13 protein-coding genes are annotated in these 18,345 nt (G+C 73.2%); 10 read left to right on the forward strand and 3 right to left on the reverse strand.

The annotated features are described in order from the left end of the window. Positions 1 to 61 precede the first annotated feature (61 nt). The 3 genes from mscL to coaA form a co-directional block, all read right to left on the reverse strand. On the reverse strand, positions 62 to 454 hold the full coding sequence (gene mscL, locus PU704_RS16990) for a large conductance mechanosensitive channel protein MscL (RefSeq protein WP_075871106.1): 393 nt from the start codon (positions 452 to 454) through the stop codon (positions 62 to 64). A gap of 131 nt (positions 455 to 585) precedes the next feature. Next, positions 586 to 1,461 (reverse strand): M15 family metallopeptidase, encoded by an 876-nt coding sequence (locus PU704_RS16995; RefSeq protein ID WP_277552118.1) that lies wholly within the window; start codon positions 1,459 to 1,461, stop codon positions 586 to 588. Next, positions 1,461 to 2,417 (reverse strand): type I pantothenate kinase, encoded by a 957-nt coding sequence (coaA, locus tag PU704_RS17000; protein WP_277552119.1) that lies wholly within the window; start codon positions 2,415 to 2,417, stop codon positions 1,461 to 1,463. Before coaA ends, PU704_RS16995 begins: the two co-directional genes overlap by 1 nt. 174 nt (positions 2,418 to 2,591) lie before the next feature. Between coaA and PU704_RS17005 the strand changes: the two genes are divergently transcribed. The 10 genes from PU704_RS17005 (at position 2,592) to PU704_RS17050 (ending at position 18,074) form a co-directional block, all read left to right on the forward strand. After that, on the forward strand, positions 2,592 to 4,715 hold the full coding sequence (locus tag PU704_RS17005; protein WP_420871644.1) for a PTS mannitol transporter subunit IICBA: 2,124 nt from the start codon (positions 2,592 to 2,594) through the stop codon (positions 4,713 to 4,715). Positions 4,716 to 4,925: 210 nt separating this feature from the next. Further along, positions 4,926 to 6,818 (forward strand): glutamine--fructose-6-phosphate transaminase (isomerizing), encoded by a 1,893-nt coding sequence (gene glmS, locus PU704_RS17010; protein WP_277552120.1) that lies wholly within the window; start codon positions 4,926 to 4,928, stop codon positions 6,816 to 6,818. Positions 6,819 to 6,911: 93 nt separating this feature from the next. Further along, a complete protein-coding gene (locus tag PU704_RS17015; protein ID WP_139318387.1) occupies positions 6,912 to 7,334 on the forward strand; it encodes a holo-ACP synthase in 423 nt (140 codons plus the stop codon). Further along, complete coding sequence (locus PU704_RS17020; RefSeq protein ID WP_277552121.1) at positions 7,331 to 8,893, forward strand: NAD(P)H-hydrate epimerase; 1,563 nt, start codon at positions 7,331 to 7,333, stop codon at positions 8,891 to 8,893. The genes PU704_RS17015 and PU704_RS17020 overlap by 4 nt, the downstream gene beginning before the upstream one ends. Before the next feature lie 139 nt (positions 8,894 to 9,032). Continuing rightward, complete coding sequence (glgX, locus tag PU704_RS17025) at positions 9,033 to 11,219, forward strand: glycogen debranching protein GlgX (protein WP_047802014.1); 2,187 nt, start codon at positions 9,033 to 9,035, stop codon at positions 11,217 to 11,219. Between the two features lie 83 nt (positions 11,220 to 11,302). Then, on the forward strand, positions 11,303 to 13,660 hold the full coding sequence (treY, locus tag PU704_RS17030; protein ID WP_277552122.1) for a malto-oligosyltrehalose synthase: 2,358 nt from the start codon (positions 11,303 to 11,305) through the stop codon (positions 13,658 to 13,660). Positions 13,661 to 13,666: 6 nt separating this feature from the next. After that, positions 13,667 to 15,541 (forward strand): malto-oligosyltrehalose trehalohydrolase, encoded by a 1,875-nt coding sequence (treZ, locus tag PU704_RS17035; protein WP_277552123.1) that lies wholly within the window; start codon positions 13,667 to 13,669, stop codon positions 15,539 to 15,541. 50 nt (positions 15,542 to 15,591) lie between these two features. After that, entirely contained in the window at positions 15,592 to 16,674 is a 1,083-nt protein-coding gene (gene mgrA, locus PU704_RS17040) for an L-glyceraldehyde 3-phosphate reductase (protein WP_277552124.1), read from the forward strand. Between the two features lie 20 nt (positions 16,675 to 16,694). Then, on the forward strand, positions 16,695 to 17,399 hold the full coding sequence (locus tag PU704_RS17045; protein WP_277552125.1) for a LysE family translocator: 705 nt from the start codon (positions 16,695 to 16,697) through the stop codon (positions 17,397 to 17,399). Positions 17,400 to 17,534: 135 nt separating this feature from the next. Next, complete coding sequence (locus PU704_RS17050; RefSeq protein ID WP_047802018.1) at positions 17,535 to 18,074, forward strand: hypothetical protein; 540 nt, start codon at positions 17,535 to 17,537, stop codon at positions 18,072 to 18,074. Positions 18,075 to 18,345 lie beyond the last annotated feature (271 nt).

The raw sequence follows: 18,345 nt of genomic DNA on the forward strand, positions 1-18,345 counted from the left end.
CGGACGCCGGAGGCCCGCACCGAGTTCTCGGTGCGGGCCTCCGGCGTCCCCGTGCCCGTGGTCAGGCGCGCCGGCGCAGCTCGTCACGGATCTCGGTGAGCAGCTGCACCTGGGCGTCGGCCTCCTCCACGTCCGGGTCGATGCCGAGGCGCCGGTTGCGGGCCTCGAGCACCCTGTTCATGGGCAGGACGACGGCGACGTAGACCGCGGCGGCCACGAGCAGGAAGTTGACGAGCGCGGTGAGCAGCACCCCGAACCGGATGTCGTTGCCGTTGAGGGAGACCACGGCGAACGAGTCGAAATTGGGTGAGCCGACCAGCGCGGAGATCCCCGGCATGAGCACCGCCTCGACCATGGCGTTGACGACCTGGGCGAAGGCCGCGCCGACGATCACGGCCACGGCCAGGTCCAGCACGTTGCCCTTCATGATGAAGTCCTTGAATCCCTTGAGCATTCCCGCAGACTACCCGCCGGCGGCCCGCACGGCGTCACCTCCTGAGCGGCGCCTCCCCGGTGCCGCCTCCCCAATGCACCTGTCCCGGGGACCGGTCTCCGGTGCGACGCCCCGGAGGGCGCGGCGGCGGATCAGCCCGGGGCGCCCGTCCCGTAGTCCGGGGCCGGGGACAGCCCGGCGAACTCCTCCAGGGTGGCGGCGCCCGAGCGCACGAGCTCCTGCGCCGGCCCGGGCCCGAGATAGCGCAGGTGCCACGGCTCGTACCAGTAGCCGGTGACCGCCTCCTCCCCCCACGGGTAGCGGACGACGAAGCCGTGCTCGGGCCCGTGCTCGGCCACCCACGCGGCGGCGGCCGTGTCCGCGAAGCACACCTGCAGGTCGCAGCCGCCGCCCTCGCCGACGTCCACGGCCAGACCGGTCTGGTGCTCCGAGTGGCCCGGCCGGGCGGAGACGACGTCCGCGGCGGCCGGACCCTTCCGCGCCACCCAGCCGGCGTACGTCTCCTGCTGCTGCGCCCAGGAGCGGTAGCCGGAGACGATCCGCAGCCGCACCCCGTCCGCCCGCGCCGCCGCGAGCATCCCGCGGGCGGCCGCGGCCGCCTCGGGCCGCAGCCGGTGGCCCTCGACGTCCTCGAGGACCGGCGGCGCCCAGTTCGGCGGGACGAGGGGCCGGCGCTTGTTGACCACGACGGCCAGGGAGGCCGGGTCGTCCAGCTCCGGCGGCCGGGGCCGTTCGGCCGGGGGCGTGGGGGACCCGGCGTCGGTGGGCGGGCCCACCGGTGCGCCGGTGCCGGACCCCTCGGTGCCGGCCGGGCCGGTGCCGGACGGCCCGGGGGCTGACGCGGCCGGGGGAGCGCTCCCCGGCGGGGAGTCCTCGCGGCCGGCGGACGGCCCGGCGCCCGGAGCGCACCCGCCCAGCAGCCCGGCCACGAGCAGCCCCGTGCCGATCGGTTCGGCCACGCGGGCCACCGGGCCGGGCCCCGGCACGGCACGTCGGAGGGCGCGCATCAGTTCTTGCGCAGCAGCACGCGGCGGATCGAGTGGTCCGAGTCCTTGGAGAGGATCAGCCGGGCGCGTCCCCGGGTCGGCTGCACGTTCTCGATGAGGTTCGGCTCGTTGATCCGCCGCCAGATCCCGGTGGCGGTCGCGACCGCCTCGGCGTCGGAGAGGTCGGCGTAGCGGTGGAAGTACGAGCCGGGATCGGCGAAGGCGGAGTAGCGCAGCGCCTGGAACCGCTCCACGTACCACCGTTCGATGTCCGACGGCCGGGCGTCCACGTAGACGGAGAAGTCGAAGAAGTCGCTGAGCGCGAGGGCGGCCCGGTCCCCGGGGCCCACCTTGGCCGGCGCGAGCACGTTGAGCCCCTCGATGATCACGACGTCGGGACGGGTGACCACGACCTCCTCGCCGGGCACGATGTCGTAGCTGTGGTGCGAGTACTTCGGGGCCCGCACCTCGGGGGCGCCGGACTTGATCTTGGCGACGAAGCGGAGCAGGGCCCGGCGGTCGTAGGACTCCGGGAAGCCCTTGCGGTCCATGAGCCCGCGGCGCTGGAGCTCGGCGTTGGGGTGGAGGAACCCGTCCGTGGTGATCAGCTGGACGTTCGGGGTGGAGGGCCACCGGGACAGCAGCTCCCGCAGCAGGCGGGCGGTGGTGGACTTGCCGGCCGCCACGGACCCGGCGATGCCGATCACGAAGGGCGTCCGGGCGTGCTCCTCGCCCAGGAACGCGTTCGTGGAGGCGTTGAGCCGGTTGGAGGACTCGTCGTAGAGGGTGAGCAGCCGCGAGATCGGGAGGTACACCTCGCGGACCTCCGCGACGTCGAGCCGGTCGCCGAGGCCGCGCAGGTTCTCGATCTCCTGAGAGGTGAGGGGAACGTCGATCTCGTGGGAGAGCCTCGACCAGGTCTGCCGGTCGAGCTCCACGAAGGGCGAGGTGCGTTCGCTCAGCGTAGATGCGGTCATCGAGCACAGTCTAGACCGCGCCGTGTCACGGCCCCGCGCGCCGCAGACACCGCCGGGGCCCGGGTGTAGATTTGGTCACGTTCCGGCCCTCGGCCTCCGAGGGACCGCGACACCGCAGGGCGGGTGCGATCCATCGGAGGGAGCACCGCCCCTCCCGAGAGCGAGGACACCACCATGGCCACGGCGACGACCACGGGAACGACGACACCGACGGGCGGCCGATCACAGGCGGCCCGCGCCCACGTGCAGCGGTTCGGGACGTTCCTGTCCGGAATGATCATGCCCAACATCGGGGCGTTCATCGCCTGGGGCCTGATCACGGCCCTGTTCATCGAGACGTCCCCGTTCCTGCCCTACGGGCCTATCGGCGGCTTCGGCACCGACGCCGAGGGCACCCCGCACACCGGCCTCGTCGGACCGATGATCACCTATCTGCTGCCCCTGCTCATCGCCTACACCGGCGGGCGGATGGTCTACGACGTGCGCGGCGGCGTGGTCGGGGCGATCGCCACCAGCGGCGTGATCGTGGGCGCGGGCATCCCGATGTTCATCGGCGCGATGATCATGGGCCCGCTCACCGCGTGGCTGATGAAGAAGATCGACGCCATCTGGGACGGGAAGATCAAGCCCGGGTTCGAGATGCTGGTGAACAACTTCTCGGCCGGGATCTTCGGCGGTCTCATGGCGATCGTGGGCTTCTTCGTGGTCGGCCCCGCCGTGACGGTGTTCTCCGAGGCCGCCGCACGGGTGGTCGACTTCCTGGTGGCCAACAACCTGCTGCCGCTCACCTCGATCCTGATCGAGCCGGCGAAGGTGCTGTTCCTGAACAACGCGATCAACCACGGGATCCTCACCCCCCTGGGCACCACCCAGGCGCTGGAGGAGGGCAAGTCCATCCTCTTCCTCCTGGAGGCCAACCCCGGTCCGGGGCTGGGGATCCTCCTGGCCTACATGGTCTTCGGCCGCGGCACGGCCCGCGCCTCGGCCCCGGGCGCGGCGCTGATCCACTTCGTGGGCGGGATCCACGAGATCTACTTCCCCTACGTGCTGATGAAGCCGGCGCTCATCCTGGCCGCGATCGCCGGGGGCGCCTCGGGGGTGCTGACCTTCACGCTGCTGGGGGCCGGGCTGCAGGCCCCGGCCGCGCCGGGATCGATCATCGCGGTGCTCGCCCAGACCCCGCCGTCGGCGGGCAACTACCTGGGCGTGCTGGCCGGGGTCGCCATCGCCACGGTGGTCACCTTCCTGGTCGCGGCGGTGATCCTCAAGACGTCGAAGGACAAGGGGGAGGGCGACCTGGCCGAGGCGACCTCCCGGATGGAGACCATGAAGGGCCGGAAGTCGAGCGTCGCCTCCGCGATGGTCGGCACCAGCGGCGGCGCCGACAGCGGCGGGACCGCCGCCCGGGAGCTCGGCGACGGCGGGCCGGTGCGCCACATCGTCTTCGCCTGCGACGCCGGGATGGGCTCCTCCGCGATGGGCGCCTCGGTGCTGCGCAACAAGGTCAAGGCCGCGGGCTTCGGCGACGTCAAGGTCACCAACGCCGCGATCGCCAACCTCACCGACGACTTCGACATCGTGGTCACCCACCAGGACCTGGCCACCCGGGCCCGCCCCAAGGTGCCCGGCGCCGCCCTGGTGACCGTGGACAACTTCATGGGCAGCCCCCGCTACGACGAGATCGTCGAGGCCGTCCAGCAGCGCAACGGCGCGACCGTGCCCGCCGGCGCCGCCCCGTCGCAGGACACCGTCCCGGACGGGGCAGCGGCCGGCACGGCATCGGCCCCCGCGTCGGCCACCGCGGGCGGCGCCGCTGCCGCCGCCGCGACCGGCGGGCCCGCCGCGGACGGGGACGCCGCCTCCGGCGGCGCGATCCTGACCCGGGAGCGGATCGTGATGGACGGCGGGGCGCGCAACGCCGAGCAGGCCATCGACGAGGCCGGCGGGCTGCTGGTCGCGGCCGGGGCGGTGACCGACGAGTACGTGACCTCCATGCACGAGCGCGAGTCCTCCGTGTCCACGTTCATGGGCAACGGGCTGGCCATCCCGCACGGCACCAACCAGGCCAAGGACAGCATCCGCTCCTCGGCCCTGTCGGTCGTGAAGTACCCCGAGGGCCTGGACTGGAACGGCAAGCCGGTGACCTGGGTGATCGGCATCGCCGGCAAGGACAACGAGCACCTGGCCATCCTGTCGCGGGTCGCCAAGATCTTCGGCAACAAGGAGAAGGTGCGGCAGCTGGACGAGGCGAGCACCGCCGACGAGGTGCTCGAGCTGCTCGGGAAGGTCAACGACTGACCCGGGGCCCGGCCGGTCGGACCCGGCCGGGCCCCGCCGGCCGGGATCCGGGCGGGCCGCGGCCCCGAGGGCTCCGGGACGGCCCCGGAGCGGGCCGTCGGGCCGGGCGCGTTCCGGGGACACGGCGCCGCGGCCGTCCCCGGAAATGGGGTCCGCGCCCCCGGTCCGGCGCGCCCGGTCGGCACGGATCCATGCGGTAGCCTGAGGCGCATGTGTGGAATTGTTGGATATGTGGGCCCCTCCTCCCAATCCGCGGACGAGCGCGGCACCTCCTCCGGGCACGACGCCCTGGACGTCCTCGTGGAAGGCCTGCGGCGCCTCGAGTACCGCGGCTACGACTCCGCGGGTGTCGCGGTGCTCTCGAACGGCAGCGTCGGCTTCCGCAAGAAGGCCGGCAAGCTGCTGAACCTCGAGCAGGAGCTGGGCGAGCGCCCCCTGCCGCCCTCGACCACGGGCATCGGGCACACCCGCTGGGCCACCCACGGCGGCCCGTCCGACACCAACGCCCACCCGCACGTCGTCGACGGCGGCCGGCTGGCCGTGATCCACAACGGCATCATCGAGAACTTCGCGGAGATCAAGCGCGAGCTGGTCGAGAAGGGCCACGAGTTCGCCTCGGAGACCGACACCGAGGTGGCCGCCACACTGCTGGCCGACACCTACAACGACCTCGGCGACCAGGACCTCACCGCCGCCATGCAGGTCGCCTGCCGCCGGCTCGAGGGCGCGTTCACCCTCCTCGCCGTGCACGTGGACCACCCCGGCCACGTCGTCGCCGCCCGCCGCAACTCCCCGCTGGTGCTCGGCCTCGGCGAGGGCGAGAACTTCCTGGGCTCCGACGTCTCCGGGTTCATCGACTACACCCGCAGCGCCGTCGAGCTCGGCCAGGACCAGGTCGTGACCATCACGGCCGACGACTACGAGATCACCGACTTCCACGGCAACCGGGCGGAGGGCAAGCCCTTCGAGGTGCTGTGGGACGCCGCCGCGGCCGAGAAGGGCGGCTTCCCCTCCTTCATGGAGAAGGAGATCAACGAGCAGCCCTCCGCCGTGGAGCAGACCCTGATGGGCCGCACCGACCCGGACGGCAACCTCGTCCTCGACGAGCTGAAGATCGACGAGTCCGTGCTCCGTGCGGTGGACAAGATCGTCGTCGTCGCCTGCGGCACCGCCGCCTACGCCGGGCAGGTCGCCCGCTACGCCATCGAGCACTGGTGCCGGATCCCCACCGAGGTGGAGCTCGCCCACGAGTTCCGCTACCGCGACCCGATCGTCAACGAGCGCACCCTGGTGGTGGCCCTGTCCCAGTCGGGCGAGACCATGGACACCCTCATGGCGGTCCGGCACGCCCAGGAGCAGGGGGCCAAGGTCGTGGCGATCTGCAACACCAACGGCTCCACCATCCCGCGCGAGGCCGACGCCGCGCTCTACACGCACGCCGGGCCCGAGATCGCGGTGGCCTCGACCAAGGCGTTCCTGGCCCAGATCACCGCCGCCTACCTCCTGGGGCTCTACCTCGCCCAGCTGCGCGGCAACAAGTACAAGGACGAGATCGCCGGGATCCTCGCCGAGCTCGAGGCCATGCCCGCCAAGATCCAGCAGGTCATCGACGCCCAGGACGCGGTCAAGGACCTCGCCCAGTCGATGAAGGACGCGGCCTCCGTGCTGTTCCTCGGCCGCCACGTCGGCTACCCGGTCGCCCTGGAGGGCGCCCTGAAGCTCAAGGAGATCGCCTACATCCACGCCGAGGGCTTCGCCGCCGGCGAGCTCAAGCACGGCCCGATCGCGCTGATCGAGGAGGGCCAGCCCGTCTTCGTGATCGTGCCCTCCCCGCGGGGCCGCGACTCCCTGCACTCGAAGGTGGTCTCCAACATCCAGGAGATCCGCGCCCGCGGCGCGGTGACCATCGTCATCGCCGAGGAGGGGGACGAGGCCGTCGCGGACTACGCGAACCACATCTTCCGCGTGCCGCAGTCCGCAGTGCTGCTCCAGCCGCTGCTCACCACGGTGCCGCTGCAGATCTTCGCCTGCGAGCTCGCCACCGCCAAGGGCTACGACGTGGACCAGCCGCGCAACCTCGCGAAGTCCGTCACCGTCGAGTAGCCGCCCGCCGGACACCGGCCCGTCGCCCCGTTCCCGGGGCGGCGGGCCGGTGGTCGTCGGAGGCCCCGGCCGGGTGTGGCTAGGGTGGGGGGCATGATCATCGGCACCGGCATCGACGTGGTGGACATCGCCCGCTTCGAGGAGCAGATCGCCCGCACCCCCGGCCTCGTGGCCCGGCTGTTCACCCCGCTCGAGCGGGACCTGCACGTCCGGTCGCTCGCGGCGCGCTTCGCGGCGAAGGAGGCGGCGGCCAAGGCGCTCAAGGCGCCGCCCGGCATGATCTGGCAGCACTGCTGGATCGAGAACCATCCCTCCGGCGCCCCGGTGCTGTGCACGGAGGGGACCGTGGCGGAGGAGGCCCGACGGCAGGGCATCGACCGGTGGCACCTGACCATGACCCACGACGGCGGGATCGCGATGGCCATGGTCATCGCCGAGCGCACCGGGGAGCCCGGGGGCGCCGCGCCCACCGGGGCAAGTGCGGCGGAGTCCGCCGGGACCGGGGCGGCGTCGTGATCGCGGCGTACACGGGCGCGCAGGTGCGCGACGCGGAGGCGCCCTTCCTGGCCCGGGGGGAGGGCCCCGCCCTGATGCGCCGCGCCGCCCACGGCCTGGCCCTGGCCTGCGCGGAGCGCCTGCGCGCCCGCCGCGGCCGGGTGGCGGGGGCCCGGGTGGTCGTCCTGGCGGGCACCGGGAACAACGGCGGAGACGGACTGTGGGCCGGGGCCGAGCTGGCCCGGCGCGGAGCGTCCGTGCTGGCCGTGGCGGTCGGGGACCGGCTGCACCCCGAGGGCGCCGCGGCGCTCGCCGCGGCCGGCGGGCGCGTCCTGCCGCTGGCGGACGCCCCGGAGGGGGAGGGGCCCGCGCGCGTGCTCGCCGCCGACCTGGTGCTCGACGCCGTGCTCGGCACCGGCGCCCGCGGCGGGCTGCGCGGGGCCGCCGCGGACCTCGTCCGGGCGGTGCTGGAGCGGTGGCCGGAGCGGGACGCCCCGCTGGTCGTGGCCTGCGACGTCCCCTCCGGGGTCTCGGCCGACACGGGCACCGTCGCCGGACCGGTGCTCCCCGCGGACCTGACGGTGAGCTTCGGCGGCGCGAAGGCCGGGCTCCTCCTGCCCCCGGGCGATCGCTCCTGCGGGGAGGTGCGCACCGTGCGGATCGGCATCGAGGACGCCCTGCCCGACCCGGCGCTGCGCCGGCTCGAGCCCGGTGACGTCGCGGCGCTGTGGCCGCGGCCCGGCGCGGCGTCCCACAAGTACTCCCGGGGCGTGGTCGGCGTCGTGGCCGGCTCTCCCACGTACCCCGGCGCCGCCGTGATGTGCACCCGGGCCGCCGTGGACGCCGGCGCCGGCATGGTCCGCCACCTCGGCGACGCCGCGACCCGCTCGCTGGTCTGCCTGACCAGCCCGGAGGTGGTCGCCTCCGAGGACCACCCCGCCGACGTGCACGTCCAGGCGTGGGTCGTGGGCCCGGGCGCGGTGGGCGACCCCGCGCAGGAGTCGCGGATCGGGGCCGTCCTCGCCGGCGGGCTGCCCGCCGTCGTGGACGCCGGTGCGCTCACGGCCGCGGCGCGCGCCGCGGCCGAGGGCGGTCTCGGCCCCGGGAAGGTGCTCACCCCGCACGCCGGGGAGCTGGAGCAGGTCCTCGCCTGGCTGGCCGCCCTGCGGGGGGACGCGGACGCCCCCGACCGCGCCGCGATCGAGGCCGAGCCCGCCCGGTGGGCGCGCGCGGCCGCGGAGGCCACCGGCGCCGTGGTCGTGCTCAAGGGCGCCACCACCCTGGTGGCCGCCCCGGACGGCACGCTGCTCTCCCAGGCGGACGGGAGTCCCTGGCTGGCCACGGCCGGCAGCGGGGACACCCTCGCGGGGATCATGGGCGCCGCGCTCGCCGGCTGCGCCGAGGACCCGGACGCGTTCGCCGCCGCCGGGGACTGGGCCCGCGGGGACGCCCGCCTCGCGGTGGCGGCCGCGCTCGCCGTGGCCGTCCACGGGTACGCCTCCCGCCTGGACGGGCTCGGGCCCGTGCCGCCCACGGTCCTCGCCGGCAACGTCCGGCGGGTGCTGCGCTCCCGCGCCTGAGCCGCGCAGCCGGCTCGGTGAGCGGCTCGGCCCCCGGGCGGCCACGGCAGCCGCCCGACCCCGCTAAGGTTAAGCGCACTTGCCCCGAACACCAGCCCGCTGACGGTGACCCCTGCCCGGCGGTACGACAGGAGATCCCATGGAAGTCTGGCCCGGCCAGCCCTATCCCCTCGGCGCCACCTTCGACGGCACCGGCACCAACTTCGCGCTCTTCAGCGAGGTCGCCGAGAAGGTCGAACTGTGCCTGTTCGACGACGACGGGACGGAGACCCGCATCGAGGTCGACGCGCAGGACGGCTACGTCTGGCACTGCTACCTGCCCACGGTCCAGCCCGGCCAGCGCTACGGCTACCGGGTGCACGGGCCGTGGAACCCCGCGGCGGGCCAGCGCTGCAACCCCTCCAAGCTGCTGCTCGACCCCTACGCGAAGGCGATCGCGGGAGAGTTCGACTGGGCCCAGCCGCTGTTCTCCTACGACTTCGGCGCCGAGGACTCCCTCAACGAGGAGGACTCGGCCCCGCACATGGCCATGGGCGTGGTGATCAACCCGTTCTTCAACTGGGAGGGCGACCGCACCCCGCGCACGCCGTACCACAAGTCCGTGATCTACGAGGCGCACGTGAAGGGCCTCACCCAGCAGCACCCGGACGTCCCGGAGGAGCAGCGCGGCACCTACGCCGGCGTGGCCCACCCCTCGGTCATCGCCCACCTGCAGAAGCTCGGCGTCACGGCCATCGAGCTGATGCCCGTGCACCAGTTCGTGCAGGACAGCACGCTGCTCGAGAAGGGCCTGCGCAACTACTGGGGCTACAACACGATCGGCTTCTTCGCCCCGCACAACGAGTACAACTCCACCAACGACCTCGGCGGCCAGGTCCAGGAGTTCAAGGCCATGGTGCGCGCCCTGCACCAGGCGGACATCGAGGTCATCCTCGACGTGGTGTACAACCACACCGCCGAGGGCAACCACATGGGCCCCACGCTGTCCATGAAGGGCATCGACAACCAGGCCTACTACCGCACGGTGGAGGGCGACGAGAAGTTCTACATGGACTACACGGGCACCGGCAACTCCCTCAACGTCCGGCACCCGCACTCCCTGCAGCTCATCATGGACTCCCTGCGCTACTGGGTGACCGAGATGCACGTGGACGGCTTCCGCTTCGACCTCGCCGCCACCCTGGCCCGCGAGTTCTACGACGTGGACAAGCTCTCCACGTTCTTCGAGCTCGTCCAGCAGGACCCGGTCGTCTCCCAGGTCAAGCTGATCGCCGAGCCGTGGGACATCGGCCCCGGCGGCTACCAGGTGGGCAACTTCCCGCCGCAGTGGACCGAGTGGAACGGCAAGTACCGGGACACGGTCCGCGACTTCTGGCGCGGCGAGCCGGCGACCCTCGGCGAGTTCGCCTCCCGGATCACGGGCTCCGCGGACCTCTACGAGCACAGCGGCCGGCGTCCCTTCGCGTCGATCAACTTCGTCACCGCCCACGACGGCTTCACGCTGCGGGACATCGTCTCCTACAACGAGAAGCACAACGACGCCAACGGCGAGGACAACAACGACGGGGAGTCCCACAACCGCTCCTGGAACTGTGGCGTCGAGGGCCCCACCGACGACCCGGAGATCCTGGCGCTGCGCGCCCGCCAGCAGCGCAACTTCCTCGCCACCCTGCTGCTGTCCCAGGGCACGCCCATGGTCCTGCACGGGGACGAGCTGGGCCGGAGCCAGGACGGCAACAACAACACCTACTGCCAGGACAACGAGCTGTCCTGGATCGACTGGGAGGCGATGGACGGCCCGCTCACCGAGTTCACCGCCGCGGTCACCCAGCTGCGCCACCAGCACCCCACGTTCCGCCGGTCGAACTTCTTCGACGGCCGGCCCGTGGAGATGGACGAGGACGACACCGGGCGGCCGATGCCCGACATCGCGTGGCTGAACACCGACGGCTCCCCGATGAAGCCCGCCGACTGGGACGAGCCGCTGTCCCGGTCGCTGGGCATGTGGCTCAACGGCCACGGCATCGCGGGGGTGGACATGCGCGGGCAGCCCATCACGGACGTCAACTTCATCGTGTACTTCAACTCCAACCCGGAGCCCGTGAAGTACAAGCTGCCGCCGGCCCGCTACGGCCGGCAGTGGGAGGAGATCCTGGACACCGCCGGCAAGCACTCCGACGGGCAGATCCGCAAGGCCCGCAGCTCGATCACCCTGGAGGGCAAGTCCACGGTCGTGCTGCGCGCCTACGAGGCCCCCGAGGAGGAGCCCGACGCGTCGGTCGCCGCCTCCGTGGCGGTCTACTCGAGGACGCCCGCGGACCAGTGAGCTGAGGCGCCGGCAGGCTGTCGACCCGGACACGGGTCGACAGCCTGCTGGCGTTTCCGGGGCCGGGCCGACAGACTGGAGCGGTGCGCACACCTATCTCGACCTACCGACTCCAGATCACCTCCGACCTGACGCTGGACCGCGCGGCCGGGCTCGTGGACTACCTCCACGACCTCGGCGCGGACTGGGTCTACCTGTCCCCGATCCTGCGGGCCGTCGACGGCTCGGACCACGGCTACGACGTCGCGTCCCCGGCCGAGGTGGACCCCGTCCGCGGCGGCCCCGCCGGGCTCAGGGCGCTCGCCGACGCCGCCCACGGCCGCGGCATGGGCGTGCTGGTCGACATCGTCCCGAACCACCAGGGCGTGGCTGTCCCGCAGCAGAACCCGTGGTGGTGGTCCCTGCTCGAGCAGGGGCGGGACTCGCCCTACGCGGACGCCTTCGACGTCGAGTGGGAGGCCGGCGGCGGCAAGGTGCTGATCCCGGTGCTAGGCGACGGCGACGAGGAGCTGGCGCAGCTGCGCGTCGAGGACGGCACCCTGCGCTACTACGACAACGTCTACCCCCTCGCGGAGGGCACCTGGGCCGCGGGCGACGACCCGCAGGACGTCCACGCCCGCCAGCACTACGAGCTGATCAACTGGCGCCGCGGCGACGCCGAGCTGAACTACCGCCGCTTCTTCACCGTGGCCACGCTCGCCGGGGTGCGCGTGGAGGACCCGGAGGTCTTCGACGAGTCCCACGCCGAGATCAAACGCTGGATCGACGAGGGCCTCGTCGACGGGCTGCGCATCGACCACCCCGACGGGCTGCGCGACCCGCGGCAGTACCTCGAGCGGCTCAAGGAGCTCACCGGCGGCGCCTATGTCGTCGTGGAGAAGATCCTGGAGCCCGGGGAGCGGCTGCCCGGGGACTGGGCCACGGCCGGCACCACGGGCTACGACGCCCTGGGCGTGCTCGACCGGCTGCTCACCGACCCGGCGGGGGAGTACGCCCTCACCAGCCTCGACGCCCGCCTGCGCGGCGGGGAGCCGGTGCACTGGGAGGAGATGATCCACGGCACCAAGCGCGCCATGGCCGACAACGCCCTGCACGCCGAGGTCCTGCGCCTGGCCCGGTCGGTCCCCGCCGACGCCGGGCTCGGCCACGACGAGGCCGTGGACGCCCTCGCGGAGATCCTCGCGAACTTCCCCGTCTACCGCAGCTACCTCCCCGAGGGCGCCGAGCACCTGCGCGCCGCCCTCGACGCCGCCCGGGCGCGGCGTCCCGACCTCGCCGGACCGATCGGCACCCTGGGGGAGCTGCTCGGGGCCGAAGCCACGGACGACGCCGAGCTCGGCGAACTGGCCCGCCGCTTCCAGCAGACCTCGGGAATGGTCATGGCCAAGGGCGTGGAGGACACCGCGTTCTACCGCTTCCCCCGCCTGACCTCCCTCACCGAGGTGGGCGGCGACCCCTCGCACTTCGCCGTGACGCCCGAGGAGGCCCACGCCGAGCTCGGCCGCCGGGCCGCCGAGGAGCCGCTGGCCATGACCGCCCTGTCCACGCACGACACCAAGCGCTCGGAGGCCGTGCGCGCGCGGATCACGGTCCTGTCCGAGGCCGGCGAGCAGTGGGCCGGCGTGGTGGGCACCGCGAAGAAGCTCGCCGAGGAGGCCGGCGTGCGGGTGGACGACGGCCCGCTGGTGAACCTCGTGCTGCAGGCCGTGGTGGGCGCCTGGCCGCTCTCCCAGGAGCGCACCGTGGACTACGCGCTCAAGGCCGCCCGCGAGGCCGGCAGCTCGACCGCCTGGGTGGACGGGGACGCGGACTTCGAGGACCGGCTCGTGCGGTTCATCGAGCTGGTCTTCCACGACCCCGAGATCCGGGCCGTGGTGGAGGGATTCGCCCAGCACGTCACCGAGGCCGGCTGGAGCAACGGGCTCGCCGCCAAGCTGGTCCAGCTCACGATGCCCGGCGTCCCCGACGTCTACCAGGGCTCCGAGCTGTGGGCCGAGTCCCTCGTGGACCCGGACAACCGCCGCCCCGTGGACTTCGAGGCCCGGGCCGCGATGCTCGCCCGGCTGGACACCCCCGTGGGCGGGACCGTCGAGGGCATCCCGGCCGTGGGCCCCGACGCCGCCGCCAAGCTGCTCGTCACCAGCCGGGCCCTCCGGCTGCGCCGCGACCACCCGGAGCTGTTCACCGGCTACACCCCGCTGGAGGCCTCCGGCCCGCGGGCCGGGCACGTGTTCGCCTTCGACCGCGGCGGCGCCGTGACCGTGGCCACCCGCCTTCCCCTGGGCCTCGCGGCCCGGGGCGGCTTCACCGACGAGACCCTCGAGCTGCCCGAGGGCGACTTCGAGGACGTGCTCACCCACCGCCCGCACTCGGGCACCGTGGCGCTGTCCGCCCTGCTGTCCGACTACCCCGTGGCGCTGCTGCGCCGGAAGGACTCCTGAACCCCCATGAACACCCGTGAGCACCTGAACCGCTTCGACGTCTGGGCCCCGCACGCCCGGTCCGTGACCGTGCGGATCGAGGGCGGGGACCACGCCATGGTCCCCGCCGCGTCCCTGCCCGCGGGCTCCCCCGAGGGGCCCGCCGCCCGCCGCGACGGCTGGTGGACCCTGCCCGACGACGCCGACGTCCCCACGGGCACCGTCCGCTACGGCTACGTCCTGGGCAAGACCTTCGACGAGGGCACCGCCGAGGAGCGCTCGCAGGTCTCCGAGGTCCTGCCCGACCCCCGCTCGCGCCGCCAGCCGCAGGGCGTGCACGACCTGTCCTGCACCTTCGACCCCTCCGCGCACCGGTGGGGCGACACCGCGTGGACGGGCCGGACCCTCGCGGGCTCGGTGATCTACGAGCTGCACATCGGCACCTTCACACCCGCCGGCACGCTCGACGCGGCGGTCGAGCGGCTCGACCACCTCGTGGAGCTCGGCGTGGACTTCGTGGAGCTGCTGCCCGTCAACGGCTTCAACGGCGAGCACAACTGGGGCTACGACGGCGTCCTCTGGTACACCGTGGACGAGTCCTACGGCGGGCCCGCGGCCTACCAGCGCTTCGTGGACGCGTGCCACCAGCGCGGGATCGGCGTGATCCAGGACGTGGTCTACAACCACCTGGGCCCTTCCGGGAACTACCTGCCCCTGTTCGCCGACTACTTCAAGCCCGGCTCCAGCACCTGGGGCGACCTCATCAACCTCGACGGCTGGGGCTCGGACGGGGTGCGCGACTACATCCTCGACAACGTGGAGATGTGGCTGCGCGACTACCACGTGGACGGGTTCCGCCTCGACGCCGTGCACGCGCTGCAGGACCACCGGGCCGTGCACATCCTCGAGGAGATCGCCGAGCTCGTGGAGCGGGTGGGCGTGGAGACGGGCAAGCCGCTGTTCACGGTGGCCGAGTCCGACCTCAACGACCACCGGATGATCACGCCGACCACGGCCCACGGCCTGGGCATGACCGGGCAGTGGCTCGACGACTTCCACCACGCCGCGCACGTGGCGCTGACCGGGGAGACCCAGGGCTACTACGCGGACTTCGCCGCGCTGGGGACCCTCGACAAGGTCATGCGCGACGCGTTCTACCACGACGGCACCATGTCGGTGTTCCGCGGCCGCCACCACGGCCGGCCGGTCGACAAGCAGCGGGTGCGCCCGTGGCAGTTCGTCACCTGCATCCAGAACCACGACCAGGTGGGCAACCGGGCCGCCGGGGACCGGATCAGCGCGAGCCTCTCGGCCGACCAGCAGGTGCTCGGCGCCGCCGTGCTGCTCACCCAGCCGTTCACCCCCATGCTGTTCATGGGGGAGGAGTGGGGCGCGTCCACCCCGTGGCAGTTCTTCACCGCCCACCCCGAGCCCGAGCTCGGCGAGGCCGTGGCGAAGGGCCGCAAGGCGGAGTTCGCCTCGATGGGCTGGGACGAGTCCACGGTCCCGGACCCCCAGGCGCCCAGCACCTTCACCGACTCGAAGCTGGACTGGGACGAGCCCGGCCGGGGCGAGCACGCCCGGGTGCTGGCCGCCTACCGCGAGCTCATCGCGCTGCGGCGCGCGGTGCCCGAGCTCACGGACCCGCGGTTCGCGACCATCGACACCGACCACGACGAGGACGCCCGCTGGTTCGTGCTCCGCCGGGCCACGGCGCCGGGCTCCGAGCACGGGGTCGCCGTCGTCCTCAACTTCGGGGCGGACCCCGTCGAGGTGCCCGTCCCGGGAGCGGCCGACGCCGAGGTGCTGTTCCGCTCCGGCGAGGTGTCCCTCACCGCGGGGGCCGACGGCGGCGCCGTCGCCGCGCTGCCCGCCCACGGCGCGGCGGTGGTGCGGTACTGACCCGCCGCGCCCCGTCCGCCCGACCGTCCACCGACCCGCGAAAGGCCACTGTGCTCACCTACGGACCCGATGCCCGTTACCTCGCCGCCGAGGACCGCTACGAGACCATGCCCTTCCGGCGCGTGGGGGACTCCGGGCTCAAGCTGCCCGCGATCTCCCTGGGCCTGTGGCACAACTTCGGCGACGACAAGCCGCTCGCCACCCAGCGGGCCACGCTGCGCCGCGCCTTCGACCTCGGCGTGACCCACTTCGACCTCGCCAACAACTACGGCCCGCCGGCCGGCGCCGCCGAGCTGAACTTCGGCAGGATCCTGCGGGAGGACTTCGCGCCGTACCGGGACGAGCTGGTGATCTCCTCGAAGGCCGGCTGGGACATGTGGCCGGGGCCCTACGGCTTCGGCGGCTCGCGCAAGTACCTGCTGTCCTCCCTGGACCAGTCCCTGCAGCGGATGGGCCTGGACCACGTGGACGTGTTCTACCACCACCGCCCGGACCCGGACACGCCGCTCGAGGAGACCATGCGGGCCCTCGACCACGTCGTGCGCTCGGGGCGGGCGCTGTACGTGGGGATCTCCTCCTACAACGCGGAGCTGACCCAGCGCGCCCAGCAGATCATGCGCGAGCTCGGCACCCCGCTGCTGATCCACCAGCCCTCCTACTCGATGCTCAACCGGTGGGTCGAGGCCCCGGGCCCCTCGGGGACCTCGCTGCTGGGGGCGCTGACCGAGGCCGGCATGGGCTCGATCGTGTTCTCCCCGCTGGCTCAGGGCATGCTCACGGACCGCTACCTCGACGGCATCCCGGAGGGCTCCCGGGCCGCGGCCGAGAAGTCCCTGGACCCCGAGTGGCTCTCGGACACGACCCTGGAGAAGGTCCGCGGCCTGCACGAGATCGCCGCCGCCCGCGGGCAGAGCCTGGCCCAGATGGCGATCGCGTGGGTGCTGCGGGAGCAGCAGGACGGGCAGGTGACCACGGCCCTCGTGGGCGCCTCCTCCCCGGAGCAGCTCGAGGACAGCGTGGGCGCGGTGCGCAACCTCGCGTTCACCCCCGGGGAGCTGGAGGCCATCGACCGGCTGGCCACCGACTCCGACATCAACATCTGGGCGGGCGCCCAGGACTCCAAGCACGCATGAGCCGCGGGGCCCGGTAGACCGTGGAGGTCTCGCAGTACCTCGCCCTGCTGGGCCTGTGGATCGCCGGGATCGTGGCCCCCGGCCCGGACGTGCTGGTAATCCTGCGCAACTCGTCGCTGGGCTCCCGCACGGCCGGGGTGCTCACGGCCGTGGGCGTGATGACCGGCAACCTCGTGTGGATCACGCTGTCCCTCACGGGCGTCACCGTCCTGATCAGCCAGGCCGACACCGTGCAGCGGCTCATCCAGGTGGCGGGGGCGCTGTTCCTCGGCTGGCTGGGGGTGAGCGGGATCCGGGCCGGGCTCGCCGCCGGGACGGCGCCGGCGGCCGTGCCGGCGGGAGGGGCTCCGCCCACGGGGCCCGCCCCGTCCACGGTGCCGCCGGGTGCGGTGCCGCTGCCGGGTGCGGTGCCGCGCGGGCGTGCGCCCGGCCCGGCCCGGGCGTTCGTGCTGGGGCTCGTCACCAACCTCTCGAACGCGAAGGCCATCATCTTCTTCGTGGCGCTGTTCGCCAACGTGGTCCCGGCGGGGGCCCGCTGGTGGGAGACCGCCCTGGTCTTCGTGCTGCTGGTGGCGGTGGGCCTCGCCTGGTTCACCGCCGTGGCGTGGATGGGCTCCGTCGAACGACTGGCGGTGACCTTCCGCCGCCACGGCGCCGCCGTGGAGCTGGCCTCCGGCGCCCTGTTCCTGGTGCTCGCCCTGGCACTGCTGGTGAGCGCGCTGTGAGTATCACCCCTGCCGGCGGTCATCTGCCGCCAGGGGTTTCCTCGCGCGTCGGCCGGTGATAGGAACTAAGCATCCTTATTTCCGGTGCGGCCGCTCTCCGGCCGCTCCGGGCCCGTCCACAGGAGGAGAAGCGCGATGTCCGACAACGAGTACCTGACCCGCTCCATCCACGACCTCACCGCGGCCGCATGGTTCGGTGGCTCCCTCATGGGCGCCGTCGGGCTGAACGGGGCGGCCGCGGCCGCCCAGGACCCGCAGGAGCGCACGCGCCTGTCCAACCTCGGATGGAAGAAGTGGGCCCCGCTCCAGGCGGCGGCGCTGGTCGCCCACGGCGTTGCCGGCGCGGCGCTCATCGCCCAGAACAAGGGCCGGCTGGCCACCCAGGAGGGCGTCGGTGGGGCGACGACCTCCAAGGCCCTGATCACCGTGGTGGGCGCCGGGGTCACGGCCTACTCCCGTGTGCTCGGCAAGAAGATCGAGAAGCTCTCGGACGAGGGCGCGCAGGGCGCCACCGAGCCCCGCCCGGACGCCTCCCCGGAGCTGGCCTCCGCCCAGAAGCAGCTGAAGGTGATCCAGTGGGTGATCCCCGCCCTGGCGGGCACCGTGGTGGTCCTCGGGGCCAAGCACGGCGAGATGCAGCGGCCGCGCAACGTGCTCCAGGGCTGGCTGCGCTGACCGGCGGCCCACCCGCGGAAACGGCCCGTCCCTCCGGGGGTCGGGCCGTTTCCGTGGGCGGGGTCTAGACTTGGGGGGTTTGAGTCCTCCCCGCCGCACCGGACGCCGTCGACGACGTCGCCGCGGCCCGAGCCGCCGGGCGGGGGGCGGACGATCCACGACGAAGGAGAATCGTGTCTCATCATCCGATCCGAGTGGCGGTGGCCGGTGTCGGCAACTGCGCCTCGTCCTTGATCCAGGGCGTGCACTTCTACGCCGATGCCGACCCGGG

The organism is Kocuria oceani, from assembly GCF_029524215.1.
GTDB lineage: Bacteria > Actinomycetota > Actinomycetes > Actinomycetales > Micrococcaceae > Kocuria > Kocuria oceani.

What these genes read in the sequence shown, in the direction of transcription:
- mscL (WP_075871106.1), bottom strand. Translation starts at nt 454, where the DNA reads ATGCTCAAGGGATTCAAGGACTTCATCATGAAGGGCAACGTGCTGGAC.
- PU704_RS17005 (WP_420871644.1), top strand. Translation starts at nt 2,592, where the DNA reads ATGGCCACGGCGACGACCACGGGAACGACGACACCGACGGGCGGCCGA.
- glmS (WP_277552120.1), top strand. Translation starts at nt 4,926, where the DNA reads ATGTGTGGAATTGTTGGATATGTGGGCCCCTCCTCCCAATCCGCGGAC.
- PU704_RS17050 (WP_047802018.1), top strand. Translation starts at nt 17,535, where the DNA reads ATGTCCGACAACGAGTACCTGACCCGCTCCATCCACGACCTCACCGCG.
- glgX (WP_047802014.1), top strand. Translation starts at nt 9,033, where the DNA reads ATGGAAGTCTGGCCCGGCCAGCCCTATCCCCTCGGCGCCACCTTCGAC.
- PU704_RS17015 (WP_139318387.1), top strand. Translation starts at nt 6,912, where the DNA reads ATGATCATCGGCACCGGCATCGACGTGGTGGACATCGCCCGCTTCGAG.
- treZ (WP_277552123.1), top strand. Translation starts at nt 13,667, where the DNA reads ATGAACACCCGTGAGCACCTGAACCGCTTCGACGTCTGGGCCCCGCAC.
- PU704_RS16995 (WP_277552118.1), bottom strand. Translation starts at nt 1,461, where the DNA reads ATGCGCGCCCTCCGACGTGCCGTGCCGGGGCCCGGCCCGGTGGCCCGC.
- coaA (WP_277552119.1), bottom strand. Translation starts at nt 2,417, where the DNA reads ATGACCGCATCTACGCTGAGCGAACGCACCTCGCCCTTCGTGGAGCTC.